Source organism: Rhizobium oryziradicis, from assembly GCF_001939045.1.
Taxonomy (GTDB): domain Bacteria; phylum Pseudomonadota; class Alphaproteobacteria; order Rhizobiales; family Rhizobiaceae; genus Allorhizobium; species Allorhizobium oryziradicis.
The window spans coordinates 166,541-182,236 of record NZ_MKIM01000022.1 but is presented as its reverse complement, the minus strand read 5'-3'; the positions used below and the strand labels follow the sequence as shown (position 1 = coordinate 182,236).

Annotated in this window: 12 protein-coding genes; 4 read left to right on the top strand and 8 right to left on the bottom strand. The window is 55.7% G+C overall.

Annotated elements, in window-relative coordinates; genetic code table 11:
* Positions 1–139: 139 nt before the first annotated feature.
* From BJF95_RS04635 to ribA, 8 genes are all read right to left on the bottom strand, one after another.
* On the bottom strand, positions 140–2,395 hold the full coding sequence (locus BJF95_RS04635; RefSeq protein WP_075638292.1) for a glycoside hydrolase family 2 protein: 2,256 nt from the start codon (positions 2,393–2,395) through the stop codon (positions 140–142).
* A 9-nt stretch (positions 2,396–2,404) separates the two neighbouring features.
* Positions 2,405–3,214: a carbohydrate ABC transporter permease gene (locus tag BJF95_RS04630; RefSeq protein ID WP_075638291.1), complete on the bottom strand. Its 810-nt coding sequence runs from the start codon at positions 3,212–3,214 to the stop codon at positions 2,405–2,407.
* Positions 3,211–4,107 (bottom strand): carbohydrate ABC transporter permease, encoded by an 897-nt coding sequence (locus tag BJF95_RS04625; protein ID WP_075638290.1) that lies wholly within the window; start codon positions 4,105–4,107, stop codon positions 3,211–3,213. The genes BJF95_RS04630 and BJF95_RS04625 overlap by 4 nt, the downstream gene beginning before the upstream one ends.
* Positions 4,108–4,200: 93 nt before the next feature.
* Entirely contained in the window at positions 4,201–5,469 is a 1,269-nt protein-coding gene (locus tag BJF95_RS04620) for an ABC transporter substrate-binding protein (RefSeq protein WP_075638289.1), read from the bottom strand.
* Between the two features lie 126 nt (positions 5,470–5,595).
* On the bottom strand, positions 5,596–6,660 hold the full coding sequence (locus BJF95_RS04615) for a LacI family DNA-binding transcriptional regulator (protein WP_075638288.1): 1,065 nt from the start codon (positions 6,658–6,660) through the stop codon (positions 5,596–5,598).
* 106 nt (positions 6,661–6,766) lie between these two features.
* Positions 6,767–7,633, bottom strand: coding sequence for a glucosamine inositolphosphorylceramide transferase family protein (locus BJF95_RS04610; RefSeq protein WP_075638287.1), 867 nt, complete (start codon positions 7,631–7,633; stop codon positions 6,767–6,769).
* Positions 7,630–9,792 (bottom strand): GNAT family N-acetyltransferase, encoded by a 2,163-nt coding sequence (locus BJF95_RS04605; protein ID WP_075638286.1) that lies wholly within the window; start codon positions 9,790–9,792, stop codon positions 7,630–7,632. Before BJF95_RS04605 ends, BJF95_RS04610 begins: the two co-directional genes overlap by 4 nt.
* Positions 9,792–10,418, bottom strand: coding sequence for a GTP cyclohydrolase II (ribA, locus tag BJF95_RS04600; protein ID WP_075638285.1), 627 nt, complete (start codon positions 10,416–10,418; stop codon positions 9,792–9,794). Before ribA ends, BJF95_RS04605 begins: the two co-directional genes overlap by 1 nt.
* A 167-nt stretch (positions 10,419–10,585) precedes the next feature.
* Here ribA and BJF95_RS04595 point away from each other — a divergent pair, with 167 nt between their 5' ends.
* The 4 genes from BJF95_RS04595 to BJF95_RS04580 all read left to right on the top strand — a co-directional run bounded on the left by BJF95_RS04595 (position 10,586) and on the right by BJF95_RS04580 (position 15,646).
* Positions 10,586–11,185 (top strand): RibD family protein, encoded by a 600-nt coding sequence (locus BJF95_RS04595; RefSeq protein WP_175577197.1) that lies wholly within the window; start codon positions 10,586–10,588, stop codon positions 11,183–11,185.
* Complete coding sequence (locus BJF95_RS04590) at positions 11,182–11,958, top strand: hypothetical protein (RefSeq protein ID WP_075638283.1); 777 nt, start codon at positions 11,182–11,184, stop codon at positions 11,956–11,958. Before BJF95_RS04595 ends, BJF95_RS04590 begins: the two co-directional genes overlap by 4 nt.
* Positions 11,959–11,968: 10 nt before the next feature.
* Positions 11,969–13,867: a WD40 repeat domain-containing protein gene (locus tag BJF95_RS04585; RefSeq protein ID WP_075638282.1), complete on the top strand. Its 1,899-nt coding sequence runs from the start codon at positions 11,969–11,971 to the stop codon at positions 13,865–13,867.
* 90 nt (positions 13,868–13,957) lie between these two features.
* Positions 13,958–15,646: a hypothetical protein gene (locus BJF95_RS04580; protein ID WP_075638281.1), complete on the top strand. Its 1,689-nt coding sequence runs from the start codon at positions 13,958–13,960 to the stop codon at positions 15,644–15,646.
* Positions 15,647–15,696: the final 50 nt, after the last annotated feature.

The following is a 15,696-nucleotide window of genomic DNA, read 5'->3' as shown; positions in this document are numbered from 1 at the left end:
GATGTTGCGTTCAAGGCGGTCAGTTTACAAGACCCACGAACTCACCGGATTTGACCTCGAAATTGATGCCCTTGATCACGTCAAGGGCACCACAGATTTTGCGGATCGCAGCAAGGAAGACATGCGCCAGAGGCTTGCTTCACTCCACGGTAAAGGTGACAGACTGGCTGCCAAACGGGCGGCAGGTCGCGGTCAGGGTGATGGTGCCTGCTGTGTCGCCCGCCTCGATCCACAGGCCGGTGACGCCGCCCTTGAAGCTGGAGAGTTCCGGCCCGATCAGTCGGCCGGGGCCACTGAGCGTGAGAGAAACCGGATCATCAAAGAACGGCAGGACGTTGCCGCCTTGATCGAGTGCGCGGATGATGACACGCACGGTGTCTTTCTCGCCAGAGCGCAGCGCGGTCGAGTCCGGCGCAATCTCAAAGGTTGTCGGCAGCGGATCGGCTGGCATTTCAACGGTCTTGACCGCTTTGCCATCAAGATAGCCGGTGATGGTGCCGCCCATCCAGGTCAGGCCCCAGCTGCCAAATTCCTCCTTGGTCATGCTGCGCTGATCGATAATGACAGGCGGATGCGGCAGATGCGGATAGGTATCCCGGTCGGGATAAACGCGCTTCGTCAATGGTTTGTCTTCGGCTTCACCCAGTGTCAGCTCGATATAATCGCAATTGGTCAGAATGATCAGTGGTAGTACGCCGCCAATGTTGCGCTCACCACGCGCCCAGAAGGTCACAGGCTGTAACACCACGCCGCCGTCCGCATCGCCTTGCGAGGCATAAACCGAGGCTGCAAGCTTGGGCTCGCGATACATGTCCATGACGCCATGATAGCAGATGCGGTCGCCGGAGCCGAAATCCTTATGGGTGTTATAATCAAACATGCACCAGCCGGTGCAGCCAGAAATGGAGGGTTCGCCTGCCACCGCATTCAACATTAAAAGGTGGCGTGTGACGTGTTCGGCCTGCCGCTGTTCCTGATCCCAGCGCTTAGTGGGATACATATGGCCGTTATATTCGGTGATCATATAAGGCACTTTGGCTTGAAGCCCGGTCGTTTCGGCCTGCTCGCGGATCACCACGCGGCCACGATTGTTGCCCGGCATTTCCTCCATGCCGAGAATGAAGTCGTTCATGGTGTAAACGTCTTCCAGCATTTCGCTGTTGGTGATGTAGCGCACGCCACCGGTCTGGCGGGTGCTGTCCAACTCTCGTGCCAGCCGGTTGGTTTCCGCATAAAAATCATGGCTATCCTGCGATTCATTGATGCGCACGCCCCAGATGATGATCGAGGGGTGGTTCCAGTCGCGCTCAATCATCCGCCGAACGTTTTTGATGGATTCCTGCTGCCATTCCAGCCCGCCAATATGCTGCCAGCCGGGAATTTCCTCAAACACCAGCAGGCCAATTTCATCGCAGCGATCCAGAAACCACTTGGATTGCGGATAGTGAGAGGTGCGGACAATATTGCAGCGCAGATCGAATTTCAAAAGATCAGCGTCCTTTTCCTGACTCCGCCGCCCCACGGCATAGCCCAGATGCGGCCATGCCTGATGGCGGTTCAGTCCGCGGAGCTTGATGTTTTTGCCGTTGAGGAAAAAACCATCGGCGCGATATTCGGCGGTGCGGAAGCCAAAGCGGCTGGAGAGACTGTCCTTGCCATTGGCGGTACTGATCTCGGCGGTCAGCGTGTAAAGCACCGGATTGTCGAGATCCCAGATTGCTGCCTTGATGCCTGTGAGTGTCACCAGTGTTTCCGCGCCGGTGAGAGGGGTCTCAACCTGCGCAATGGTTGCGCCGTCTTTGTCGGTGATGGTGACGTGCACCGAGCCGGAGGCATCCAGCGTTTCGGGGTTTGCGAGGATGATTTTGGCGGTGACAACCTTGCTGTCCGCCAAGGCATTTGGCGTTTCAATTTTGATGTTCTTGATTGAGACCTTATCGGTCACTTTCAGCCAGACATCGCGGTAAATCCCGGCATAGGTGAGATAATCAATTTGCCCGCCAAAGGGCGGGATTTCCGGGTTTTCCGAGCCATCGATTTTCACGGTCAGAAGATTATCGCCTTGCTTCAAATGCGGCGTGAGGCGGGCTTCAAACGGTGTGTAGCCATCCTTGTGGGCAATAATCTCATGGCTGTTCAGCGTGACCACCGAATCCGCCATGGCGGCATCAAACACGATGGAAACTTCGCGCCCCTCAAAGCCCGGTTCCCAGGCAATGACCTTCTGATAGGTGAAGGCTTTTTGATAGAGCTTTTCATCAAAGTAATTATAGGGCAGCTCAACTGCGGTGTGCGGCAGGCGCACGGTTTCTCCGCTCTGGAGGGTGTTGACCCAAGCGGGTTCAAACCCTTCCACAAAGGTCCAGTTGGCATTGAAATTTTCATAACGACGCATGGTAAAACCCTATTTGACTGAGCCAAGCATGCCTTGCACAAATTGGCGCTGCATGGCGAAAAACACAAGCAATGTGGGAAGAGTGGCAAGGATGGTACCGATCATCACGGTGCCATATTCAGGATAATAGGCCGAGGCAAAGGATGACACGACGAGGGTGATCGTCTTGGTGTCGTTGGATTGCAGCACAATCAGCGGCCAGAGATAGTTGTTCCAGTTCAGCATGAACACGATGACAAAGGCGGCTGCAAAGGTTGAGCGCATCACGGGTAAGTAGATGTAGAAAAAGATTTGCCATTCCTTCAAGCCATCGACTTTTGCTGCATCGCGCAGCGCTGATGGAAAGGCTTTTGAGGCCTGGCGGAAGTAGAAAATGATAAAGGCGGAGGCGAGGCTTGGCAGTACAATGGCAATATGGGTGTTGATCAACCCCATTTTCGACATCAGCAAGAACAACGGGATCATCAAGGCGGCAAACGGCACCATCAGCGTTAGCAAAACCACCGTGTAAATGCGGTCGCGCAAGCGTGATCGAAACATTTCAAAACCATAACCGGCAAGCGAGGAGATCAGCAGTGTGATCAGCGTTCCGAACACCGCGATTTTGACGGAGTTCCACATGATCAGCGGCACATCGACCTTGGTGAAAAAGCTGGTCAGGTTGGCGCTGAATTCCGCACCGAGCGACAGCTTGCCGCGAATAATATCGGATGTGGTGTTTGTGGCCCCGATCACCATCCAGATGAACGGGAAAACCGAGAGAAAGGCGGCTAGCGATAGAAAGCCATATTGCAAAAGCATTCCAAAGCGGCGGCTCATGGGCGCTCCTTTGCAGCATAGAATTGCACGAAAGAGAGCAGCGCCACCATCAGCACAATTACGTAGGACACGGTTGCGGCATAGCCAAAATTGGGCATGAAGCGGAAGGTGAGGTTGTAAATATAAAGCGAGAGCGTCAGCGTGGCATTGGCCGGCCCGCCCGTGCCTGCCGTCAAACTATAGACCTCATCAAACAGTTGTAGCGTACCAATGGTGGAGGTGATGGTGGTAAACAGGATCACGGGTTTCAGCATGGGCACGGTGAGGTGAATAAACTGCCGCCAAGGCGGCACGCCATCAATGCGGGCCGCTTCATAAACCGAGCGGTCAATATTTTGCAGCGCCGCCAGATAAAAGATCATGTTGTAACCGGTCCAGCGCCAGGTGATGGCGATGATGATCAACACCTTGGCCCAGAAAGGATCTGTCAGCCAATTGATTGGTGCTTCCATGACGCCGATCATGATCAGCGTGTTGTTGACCACGCCATCGACCGCAAACATGCTTTTGAACAGAATGGAATAGGCGACCAGCGACGAAATACAGGGCAAGAAGATCAGCGTGCGAAACAGGCCTGAATAGCGCAATTTCGGATTGTTGAGAGACACCGCCAGCAGCAGCGCCAATGTGAGCATGATCGGCACCTGAATGATGAAAAATGTCATTGTATTGGTGAGGGCCGTGAGAAACACCGGATCATTCACCAGCCGGGCAATATTCCCGAGGCCGACAAAATTCATCATCATCCCGCGGCCTGAATATAGCGACAGGAACAGGGAGCGGGCAATCGGATAAAGCATGAACAGCGAAATCAGCCCCAACGCCGGGGCCACAAACAGCCAGCCGTTGACATCGTAATATCGGCCAATTCCGCCACGTTTTTCAGCTGCCATCAATGCAATCACTTCGTATAAGGAGTGGGATGAGGTCAATAACGGTAAAGCGGCCGCGCACCAGTGTGGCGCACGACCGCCCGGGAGGAAGGCTTATTGTATCTGGCCCTTGGCCTGCTCGGCGATGGCTTTCAACACATCATCCGCTGGTGCCCCATTGATCAGAGCAGGCAGATTGGCGGTGACGGCGGTGTCAACTTCATTGGTGAAAACGCCGTAATTGACCGCTGGCACCTTGGCCAGCCAGTCGGAAAAGCTCTGCCAGACTTTTTCACCACCGAAATAGGCATCAAGTGCATTATAGGCGGCACCCGTGCGGGCTGCCATCAGCGTGCCAACAGCACCGCGCTCAGTGAGAATTTTCTGGTAGAAATCGATGTTCTTGGCGTAGATTTCATTGAGGAAATCAATGGCCTCGTCTTTTTCCTTGGAATTTTCCAGCACATACCAGCTGGAACCTCCAAGGTTGGAGCTGGCCACCGCCCCCTTCAGGTCGAGCTTTGGAATGGGGGCAACACCCCATTTTCCAGCCTGATCTTTTTGCGCCTTGATGGTGCCGGTAATCCATACACCGGTGACAACAGAGGCCACATCGCCAGAGGTGAAAGCATTGACGCCGTCAGTCCAGCCGCTGGTGGGCTTGGCAATGCCTTCCTTGAGGAGCTTGGCCTGAATTTCCAAAGCGGCTTTCAGGGGGGCGTTGTTTTCAATGTTGAGGGTGCCATCCTTGTTGAAATACCATGTGCCGCCGGATTGCATGATAATGCGGGTCATGCCGCCGTCATTGGCGTCCAGCGCCAACATCCGCTTGCCGGTCTTGGCCAGCACCTGCTTGCCGATTTCGATGAACCGGTCCCAGCTGATGTTTTGCATGTCTTCAGGCTTGAAGCCTGCCTGTTCAATGTAATCCTTGCGATAGTAAAATCCGGTGACGCCTGCGTCAAAGGGCATGCCGTAGACCTTGCCATCCACGGTCATCAAGCTGACTTTGTAAGGCGCAAAACCAGAATAATCGACTTTGCCGGACATGGGCGCGAAAGCGCCGGGAAAGGATTGCAAATATTTCTGCGCGCCATAATCTTCAATCAGCACAACGTCTGGCAGCGTATCTGATGCGCCCGAGGCAAGGCCGGTTTGCAGCTTTTGCTCAACGTCGGTCTTGGCAAAATCCACCACATTGATGGTGGTGCCGGGGTGCTTTGCGGTGTAAAGCGCACCCGCTTCCTTCATGATGGCGACGTTGAAATTGGGATCCCAGCACCAGACGATGATTTCGCCAGCCATGGCAGCGCTTGCGGCAAACAGGCTCCCGCCCACCAACGCCAAAGATGTTGCCGCTTTCCAGCGCAAAGTTTTTTGCATTCCATCCTCCCAAATGAACGCCGAGGCAGTCCTCTGCTGCCGTGTTGTGACTATTCCTGAGGGAATGAAAAAGCGCAAGAAAAATTTTACTAAATATTTTGTGCGAGTGCGAAAAAGGGATAGTGCTTACGCAGTGTGCGGCGCGCGGCAGCTGCCCCGCCAGCGCATTTTGGTGGGGATAATGATGTGCTTGGCATAATCGCGGCCAATCAAGCGCTCGACCAGAAGGTCAACGGCGGTCTCGCCAATCTGTTCGCCGGGGATCTGCATGGTGGAAAGCGGCGGATTGAGAAATTGCGTCACGGGAATATCGTTGAAAGAGGCAACGGCAATGTCGGCTGGAATGGAAAGCCCCGCTTCCTGAATGGCGCGATAGGCCCCAATGGCCATATTGTCATTGGCGCAGAGAATGGCATCGGGCCGGTTTGGCATCAGAAGCAGTTGTTTGGCCTGTTCATAACCGGTTTCCAGCCGCAAGTTGCGGGCGCAGGTTTCTCCTTGTCCCAAAGCAATCAAGGTCGGATCAAACAGGTTGCGACTCTGGTGCCACTCGACATAGGCCTTGCAGCGCTGTTCGCCGTACATCACGGCCTGGTCGTCCATTAGTTCATAGCCGCCTACAAAGCCGATGCGTTGATAGCCAGAGGATGAGAGGCCATCGAGAATACGCCTCGTGGCATTGCCAAGATCGGCCAGAACGCAGTCAAAATCATCCAGTTTTGGGTTGAAATCGGCAAAAACCACGGGTTTTGCCATCTGGGTTAAGTCGCTCAAAATGGCGGGCGGGTGTTTGCCAATCACAATAATACCGGACGCCGCCTGTAAATTAGGCGAATCCTTGACCTCGTAAGCGTTGAGAATTTTGGAAATTTCCAGTTTTTGCTCACGGCAGCGCCCCTCAATGCCCAATCGAACGCCAACATAATAGGGGTCGCTCAGCTCTTCGTCCGGTCCCAGAAAATGCAAAATAGCAATGGAAGCGTTGAGAGCAGGACCGGCAATGGGTGATGCATAAGCGCTGTTTCGGCGGTTGCGATTGCGCGGCGTTTCATAGTTCAGGGCTTCTGCGGTCTCGATGATCGCCTGCCGTTTGCTTTCCGAGATCGACAAAGTCTGATCGTAATTCAACACACGCGACACGGTGCCGGAGGAAACACCAACGGCTTTGGCGATTTCGCGCAGTGTGACCATGGGCTGCCCCTTTGACATTCTACAGCATCACGCCATAGTCAGGAATAAATTGGTAAAAATTTACTATTGAAACTGCGAGGTTTGCGCAAGACCATTGCTACCAGACTTATGCGTGGCATATGCCGTCGACCACGGCAATCCAGCGGCTTGAGGATTGTTGCTGCGCATCCACATGGTGCATGCCCTTGCCATTCCATCCAGCGCCCGCAGCACTGAGAACGGGATTGTTTGGGCATTCCTGCTCACGATAGGTATCGGCCGTCAGTTGGCTGATGGCAAAGGCGCGCACCGCACCGCCGTAACGCTGCCCACAGTCCTGCGCAAAGCGATGAAGCACCCCATTTATGCTCACCACTCGGCCAGCCGGACGGGCACGGCGGTTGTCGCGCGCAACAATGGGATTTGCCGGGTGCGGATGCCATGGTCCGAAGAGGTGATCGGCATGAAACAGGCTCAAATGATCGTGGGTGTGTGGCGTGTCACAGCCGAACATCCACCAGCGACCACTAAAGTGAAAGGGTGTCGGGTCGGCAAGTGTGCCGCTCAAAAGATCCGCAACATGCACCCAATGCATGGGGAAAGGCTCGGCGCGATAAAGACGCACGGCACCGGCTCCCAGTGTTTCGGGCACCATATAGATCTCGCCTGCGTGTTCAAAAACCAAAGGGTAGGACAGATGAAAGGCCTCGCGCAGCACCACGCCCTGATAGGTCCAGTGCAAGACATCCGGGCTTGACGCATAGCCAATTTCACCCAGCCCACGATCATGGTTCAAGATTTCGAAAAATAGATGCCACGCATTGCCGTGATGAAGAAAAAAGGGATCGGCAATGAAACTGGCGGGAACGTCATTGACCTGTGCGCGACCCAGAGCGGGATGGGCAATATCCGGGTGCGGCGAGAGTGACAGGGGGCTTTCTCCCGTATAGATACTGATTGACCACGGATCTTTGGGCAAGTCCACTTTGGTCATGATAACCGCCCGATTGTGCGGGTGTCCGTTGTCCATTTCATCTTATAGGCCTCCGGGCCGCGCAAGAAGTCAAATTCCGCAAAGCCACAGGCCGCAGCTTCGCGAAGAGCCGCATGGATCATCAGCGTGCCCGGCGAAAATTGTGCAAAGGCCGATTTGAACCCGGCATTCCAATAGCCGAGACTGGTTGCGCCGACCATGCAGAGGTTAAGGCCGATCAGTTGATCCTGTGCCCAAAGGCCAAAAACCATGGCATCCCCGGCTTGAAAGAGGCGTGGCAGGGCATTTTTAACAAAAGCCGCCGCCGAGGGCGTGTGGGTAAACAGGCTGGCTACGCCAAAGCGCTCACGGTGAAATTCGATAAACAGGTCTGGCAAGTCCAGATGACCATGGCGGGAGGGGTCAAGCCTTTCGACAAACAAGCCGTTGGCTGCTGCCCGCTTTTCCGCAGCCTTCAGCGTTGAGCGAAAACCTCTGCTGCGCGTTTCTAGCCAGACTTGATAGCCCTTGGAGATATCCGCAAACGGGCAGACTGTTGTGGGGTCAATCAAGGATGCAGTCCCGGCAAGAGCGGCATCCGCTCTCACGCAATCAAACTCAAGCTCAAGCCGGGGTAGATTCCGTTTGGCATAGAGCAACAGGCCCTGAACGGTGGCATGGTCGCCAGCCGAGACCACAGCATCATTATAATCGCTGAGGTTTGTGGCAAAGCGGCAGAGCTGCCTGTCCTCGACAAGAGCAAGCACCCCAACAAGGGCATTGTTGCGATAGGCCGTTATCACCAACGGCGATATGTGCGGCTGGGCGTCGAGTGCGGCAAGATACCAGGCGGGACTGCCAAAGGCGCGGTTACAATTGGAGCGGCGCAGAAGTGCATGCCATTCAGGCGCAAGGGTTTCAACCGCGGCACGGGTTTTGAGAATGTCGTAACCGCAGGTGATGATGTTGAGGTCAGCTACCACCACCGCGCGCTCCGGGTGGATCAAGGTGGCAAGCCCCAAAACCGCGTGGGGTGTGGTGTCGGCCTCATCATTCCAGCCGACCGTGCGGGCGGATGGCAAAGTCTCGATCATGCCTTGGAGGGATTTATCACGCAGCAAGGCCATCACGGCTCCACCCGGCAGATGATAGCGGTGATGAAGATCGGCCAAAAATTGATCGGGCTGTAAACAGGATTGCACAAGAAGATCCATCTGGCTGAAACCCATGGCTTCAAGGCTCATGCGGTGCGCGGCCGGGCCACCGTGCAGCCGGGATGCGGCTTCAACCAGAACCGGCCCGTGCTGATCGATAATGATTTCGCAATGGCCCGCCCCATGCATAATGCCCAAGGCATCCAGCACCTGAGCGGCAAAAGCAAACAAACGCTCTGCCAGTGGGCTGTCGGCGCTGAGCAATTCTTTGGTGCTGATCAGGCCGATGGTGTCGTAATCGGCCTCAGGTTTGCCATAGGCCCAGATGCCGGCAAGGCGGTGGTGTCCATTTAAGCTCACGGTATCCACCACATATTCGGCACCGCGAGAGTAACCTTGGGCAAGCACCGCATGATTGATGTGGCCCATTGTGTCGATCTGGCCGTAAATATCACCGAAGGCTTTTGCCACCGCATCGCGTGATCGACACAGGCGCACACCATCAGCCCCCTTGGACTGCGGCGGTTTCAGCACCACGGGCAGCACACAATGCTGGTCGATCCAGTCAAAAATATCATCCAGCCGGTCGGATTGTATCTGGGGCGGGGTGCGGATGCCTGCCCGGCGCGCCTGCTCGATCATGACGAATTTATCGCGCCGGGTCTGGCTTAAAGCGGTGCCATTGCCGGGCAAGCCAAGCGCTTCTGCCAAATGATCGGTGAGGATGGTGCCGCGTTCCGATCCGGCAAGAACATGACTGACGCCTTCAAGGCGCAAGGTCTCGATCAGTTGCGCCAAATCGTCTTGCCAAAACAGCAGGCGACGAAAAGTGTCGGGATCGAAAACCGTGCCTTCCTGCGGGGCAATATCGGGCGTGCTGCCCACCATAATGGCTGAAACGCCCTCTTTGGCAAAGGCCTCAGCCAGATTTGCACCGGCATCATAGGGATCAACAATTGCAACGGTGCCAAGGGACGCATTTGCTGATCGAAAGCCGTGGGCGGCTTTGGTCGATAGGTCCGCCATTACAGGCTGTCCATCCCTTCAAGGCGATGGCCTAGCTTCAATGCCTTGGTGGCAAGGTAATGGTGATTTTCCGGGCGTGGTGCGGGGTGCAGCGGCAAGCGCTCGACAACGGCAATGCCAAGCGCCTGCAGGGCCTCTATCTTGCGCGGATTATTGGTCATCAGCGTCACCATGCGCACGCCAAGGTGCATCAGCATGGCTGCTGCACTATCAAAGCTGCGCTGATCGGCGGCAAAGCCCAGCAGCAGATTGGCATCCACCGTATCGTGTCCCTGATCTTGCAGGGCATAGGCGCGCAATTTGTTGGCAAGACCAATGCCACGCCCTTCCTGACGAAAATACAGGATGATTCCGGCACCTTCCTCGGCAATGCGTTGGCGTGCGCCCGCCAGTTGCTCGCCACAATCGCAGCGATAGGAGCCAAACAGATCGCCCGTCATGCATTCTGAATGAAGACGCACAAGTGTGGGCTTGGCGGAGTCGATCTCACCCATCACCATGGCGACGTGCTCCTGCGCCGTTTGCTCGTCTTGAAACACGATCATGCGATATTGCCCGTCTTGCGTCGGGATCATGGCTTCTGAGAGAGGTTGCACGGCATCTTTGATATTGCCTTGGACGTTCATAAGAGCACCGACATAAATTTACGATTATGACGAGAATATCGCACACAAATAAGTTGCAATCAAATGTTATAATGTCTTATGCTTGCATTACCTGTTGCTCAATATTGGTCACGGCAATGCTCTGTCCCTTTATACACATCAACTTTGCGATGCAGGATGCAACAGTGTTGCAGACGTCATCTAGCATCGATGGCAACGTCTCTTGTTGCGCTGATTGGCAGCGTGTTCATCACTTGCGTGAGCAGTATGATGCGATCGCGGTGGGGGGGAGAACATGGAACATTGATCATCCTCGCTTAACAGCGCGGGCTGAGCGGTTGGGACGGGAGCCGAAGCGCCAACCAGTTCGGGTTATCTTTGCCGGCTCGCAGCCCTGCGCCATCCAGCCTGCTGCGGTGCAAACATTTGTGATTGGCAATGGAGCGCCTTTCCAAGGCTGTGGTCACGCGTCTGATCTGGTATCGTTGCCCATGCAGGGACATGATTTGCGCCAGCCCCTGCAGGCGCTTTACGGGCATGGCATCCGCAGCCTGCTGGTGGAAGGCGGGCGCACACTGCTGCACTCATTTTTTCGGCAGGGCTTTGCCGATGTGGTGACCGTTTTTGTCCGCACTTCCTCGGTTGAGCGGGCTGTTCATTTGGCGCGTGAGGAATTGGGCTTCACGCTGGAGGATCTACGCGTAAGCCCCTTCGGTGAAGGGTTTCTGCTTGAGGCAGGCCACGCTCACGCCTGCGGTCTTGCCCAGGGATTGGAGCAGGCGTCATGAAGAGCGGGTCTTGTGCAGTCCGATTTGTTATTTTTGCAGCGCCCCGCACCGGCAGCAATCTGCTGTGCAGCTTGCTGAATGCGCATCCGCACATCCTCTGCCATCATGGCGTGTTTAACCCCGGTGGTATCCACCACGCCCGTGATCGCAGCGATCTGGCTGCGGCATTGGGCACCGTTGTTGAGCGCGACGCTGATCCCTTGAGCTTTCTGGAAAAGATCTGGCAGTCGGCGGGTCGTGAAGCGGCGGTTGGCTTCAAGATCAATCGTGGTGAAGATCTCTTTGCCAGCGATGTGCTGCTGCGCGATCCCTCGGTGCGCAAGATCATGCTCAAGCGCCGCAACCGGGTGCGCGCCTATGTGTCCGAAAAACTGGCCCAGATCACCGGTGTTTGGGAAAGCTATGATCCGCGCGAAGTGGCGGACCCACCAAGCCTTGAGGTTGATGCGCGGGCTTTGCAAAGACATGCCCATAACAACGCCCTCTATTATGCGCAGATGGAATCGGTGCTGACGGCGACCGGGCAGGATTGGCTTGAGACCCAATACGAATTGCTGGGGGACTGGGCCGAGGTCACGCGCATTCTGGCCTATCTTGGTATCGAAGCCGTTGCTCCTCTCACTCCCACCTGCCGCAAGCGTGGGGTGGATGATCTGGGCAAGGTGATTGCCAATTTGCCCGAGCTGTCGGAGGCCCTGCGCGACACGCCTCTGTTTCAAGACATTCACGGTCGGGATGTGCCTGACATTCATAGTCATCAACCTGTAAGATGAGGATATTGCAATGGCCTATGCAAATATGAGCGCAAGGGTGCAGCCGGGTGAGATCTTCACGCGCCATAGAGGGCCGGTAACCTCGGTTGCCGCCATTGCTGGCAAAACAGCCGTGGTCAGCGCCGCCTATGACGGGGCGGTTGCGCTGTTTGATTTGAAGACGCAAACCGTGGAGCTTCTGGGCTACCACCGCCACCTCGTCAATCACATCACTGTGGACAATGAGGGCAAGCGTGCGGCGTCATCCTCGTCGGATTACGATATTTACATCTGGGATCTGACAAAACGCAGCCTGCAACGGGTGTTGCGCGGCCATAATGACGATGTCGAGTGCTTCGTGTTTGTGGATGCTGAGACGGGCGTGTCGGCTTCGCGTGATCGTCGCATCATCGTGTGGAATTTGAAAACCGGTGCCATTCGCCGCGTGATCGAGGGGCATGAAAAGGATGTTTTGTCGGTCAGCTATCATGATGGCCTGATCTATTCCTCCGGCGATGACATGACCCTGCGGCAATGGAATCTGGAAACCGGCCAATTGTTGCGCACCTGGGGGCCGTTTGAAACGGAAACCGACACCTGCGCCATTGATCTGCTGTATGGTCGTGCCGTGCTGGGCTGCGATGATGGTGTAATCCGCCTTTTTGATGTGCGCAGCGGCGACAGCATTGCCGTGATTGAAGCGCACAGCTCGGCCATCAAGAAAGTGGCGATTTCTCCGGTCAATGGCGATATTCTATCTTGCGCCTATGATCAGCGAATCCGTATCTGGGATGCGCACACATTTACCGCCAAGGTGGAGCTTCAGCCGCACGCCACCAAATGGGAGCGCTCGTTCAGCTGGGCACCGGATGGCCGCTCGGTGCTGGCGGGCACATTTGATGGCACGGTTGTGCAATGGGATGCGGCCACAGGCGAGCGCATCAGCGAGCTGGGCGGTGGACCCGGCGACGATGGCAATGCCTGTTTCAACGAGATCTCGGGCGCGCCTGATGGCACCGTTGCAACGGTTGCCGATGATGGTTTCGTGCGTTTGTTGCAGCTGACGGATAAGGACGCCAGCCTGCTTTCGCGCGTGGAGCCACAAGGCGGCCGCCGTTTGATGAATGCGGTGACGCTTGATCCATGGTCTGATCGTGTCATTACCGGAGCACACGACCATAAGCTCCATGTGCTTGAGCGCACATCAGACGGCCTTGCTCCCGTTGCAAGCGTGGAACTGGGGCAGGGGCCGATCAATTCCCTGCGGGTTGCCCATCAGCCGGGGCACGTGGGCGCAATCTTTGCCGCCTGCTACAGCGGGGCCATTGCGCGGATATCAAAAAATGGCGAGAGCGTGAAGGCCTATCCTTTACATGATGGCGCGGTCAAGGCGCTACGCTTGCATCCAACGGCGGATCTTGGTGTCAGTTGCGGGGCCGATGGCAGCCTTGCCACCTGGACGTTGGATGGTGAGTTGGTCAACGAATTCGCAGGCCATACGGCCATTGTTGACGATGTGGATTTTTCACCCGAGGGCGACCAGATCGCCAGCGCCTCGCGTGATTTTACCCTCAATGTTTACAATGTCGCGGAGGCACGGCTGACCCATGCGATCGAGCTTGGCTGGCGCTCGCCCAAATGCCTGTGCTTTTGGGATGCCAACACGGTGATTGTGGGCGATTATTGGGGCGCACTTCTCAAGGTTGATCTGGCATCCGGCACGGTACAGCGCCAGACCATTGCCGCCAATGGCATCAGCTCGCTCTCGCGCGGCTCCGGCGGGCTTTTGGCCTCCTCCTATGACGGAGGCGTTTATCTGATCAAGGTCGATGATTTGTCTGTCACCAATGTCTATCGGGCCATGGTGCAACAGATTGCGCCGCCCGCGCTGGAGGTGAAAGCTCTGGAGGTTGCCGCGCGCGTGGCTTGAGCAGCACCGTTTCAAGACTCTAGCAGGAGGCGCTGGACACGTGGGGTGCCAGCAGAAATTTCAGCATTATCGTCACAATTGGAGAGAGACATGGGACAAAAATTACCGATCAGGCTCTGTCGTCTGGCCCTGCTGTTGGCAGGAGCCGCTTTTGGCCAGCAGGCGCAGGCCCAGACCCCGCCGGCACCGGCCGCAACATGTGCTGTTACACCGAATATGTTCAAGGCATGGCAGGATACATCCTACAGTGGCGGTTTGAATTTCAAACCGGCAAACAGTGCGTCTTTTAAAGATGATACCAATTGTGACTTTTACCAATGGGGTGCCCAGATGTTTCTGTGGCTGACAAGCCACGATAAAGCCGGCAACCTCGTGATTTTCTCGCCCACCTTCTACACCGCCTCCGAAAAGCCGGACGGTACATTTGCATTTACCAAAAATGCCGAAGGCGTCAGCGCTTCTGCCAACAAGGTCAAAAAACACTCACTGTTCAAGGTGCGTGTCAACAAGCCCAAGGAAGCGCCTGAAGAGGTGGTTGCAAAGGTGAAGGCCAAGCTCAAGGGCGCAACATTGACAACGCCTGCAGCAGATTCAACCGCGCAAGCGGGCGGAAGTGGCGTTCTGGTTCTGAATGGCGCTCCGGTGCCGGTGCCGAATAAGGCAGGTTATGCCACCTATCCGATTGTCTATTATACCATTCAGGTGAACGACGTTTTTGCAGGCCTTGCCCAAAATCAGGCAAAGGTCAAATATTACAACGACAAAACCAACCCCAATGCGGGGAATTTTCCAATCACGCTGGATCAGGTGAAAGACATCGAGACGGCCTCTGGCGTGACCTATGGTGACGCTGAGCAATTGGCCATGGAGGTGAAAAGCTCCTGGGTTGACGTGACCTATCTGACCGCAGACCAAAAGGCGGGTCTGCAAACCATTGAAGCGGAGGTTCCGGCTTTCAAAAGTGGCTCCACAAACGGTTTGGTGACATTGACCAGTGACGGCACGGTGACTGCGACAAGGACGCTGGCACTGGTGGGCATGCATGTTGTCGGCACAGTTCAGGGGCATCCTGAAATGGTCTGGGCCACGTTTGAATCCAAATTCAACGCGCCAGACGCCGATTTCAATTACCTCAACACCAATTACGATATCACCACAAGTGCCTGCAAAAGCGGAACGGATTGCATCTCCACGGTTCCACTGAGCACGAGCACCCAAAGCAACTATATTTTTTACAACGGTGAAAAGGGCGCTGCGGTCGCACCGTCTGCGATCACCCAGACAGCAACCTCTGGCTCCGATGCCAAGGGCAATATGGTGATCACCTTCACCTCCAGCACGTCTGTTCCTGCCGCAGGGTCGCCGCCACAGTTGACGCCCACCAGTGTTGTTCGGCTCAACCCTTGGGGCAACCTCCAATCAACAACGCCAAAGGTCAGCGATTTCGCTGTGGTCAACAACACGCTGCTGATGTCGGTACAGGCATCGCTTGCGCCGCAATTGGTCAGTGCGGGTGGTCCGGTTTATGCCAATTATTTCCAGGGTGGCTCGATCTGGGCCAAGGGGCCTATTCCCTTCAAACCCGGATATGTCGAAAAGGGCACACAGTTTTTGGCCAACAGCACCATGGAAACGTTTGAGCAATACAGCCTTGGCAGTTTGACGCAGGCCAGCGCCAGCCAGCCAACCACCAATTGCTTCACCTGCCATGGTCTCTATGGCAGCGGCACCAACTATCCGAATGGAACCAGCGTCAGCCACATCTTTCCGGATAAGTAAGTGTATCGCCTTGAAATGATGTGAATTTTGAAGGGGCAGTGACCGGCACT

Excerpts from the sequence above, each read along its gene's own strand:
- ribA (WP_075638285.1), bottom strand. The coding sequence starts at position 10,418 with ATGAACGTCCAAGGCAATATCAAAGATGCCGTGCAACCTCTCTCAGAA.
- BJF95_RS04630 (WP_075638291.1), bottom strand. The coding sequence starts at position 3,214 with ATGAGCCGCCGCTTTGGAATGCTTTTGCAATATGGCTTTCTATCGCTA.
- BJF95_RS04580 (WP_075638281.1), top strand. The coding sequence starts at position 13,958 with ATGGGACAAAAATTACCGATCAGGCTCTGTCGTCTGGCCCTGCTGTTG.
- BJF95_RS04625 (WP_075638290.1), bottom strand. The coding sequence starts at position 4,107 with ATGGCAGCTGAAAAACGTGGCGGAATTGGCCGATATTACGATGTCAAC.
- BJF95_RS04585 (WP_075638282.1), top strand. The coding sequence starts at position 11,969 with ATGGCCTATGCAAATATGAGCGCAAGGGTGCAGCCGGGTGAGATCTTC.
- BJF95_RS04615 (WP_075638288.1), bottom strand. The coding sequence starts at position 6,660 with ATGGTCACACTGCGCGAAATCGCCAAAGCCGTTGGTGTTTCCTCCGGC.
- BJF95_RS04620 (WP_075638289.1), bottom strand. The coding sequence starts at position 5,469 with ATGCAAAAAACTTTGCGCTGGAAAGCGGCAACATCTTTGGCGTTGGTG.
- BJF95_RS04610 (WP_075638287.1), bottom strand. The coding sequence starts at position 7,633 with ATGACCAAAGTGGACTTGCCCAAAGATCCGTGGTCAATCAGTATCTAT.
- BJF95_RS04635 (WP_075638292.1), bottom strand. The coding sequence starts at position 2,395 with ATGCGTCGTTATGAAAATTTCAATGCCAACTGGACCTTTGTGGAAGGG.
- BJF95_RS04590 (WP_075638283.1), top strand. The coding sequence starts at position 11,182 with ATGAAGAGCGGGTCTTGTGCAGTCCGATTTGTTATTTTTGCAGCGCCC.
- BJF95_RS04605 (WP_075638286.1), bottom strand. The coding sequence starts at position 9,792 with ATGGCGGACCTATCGACCAAAGCCGCCCACGGCTTTCGATCAGCAAAT.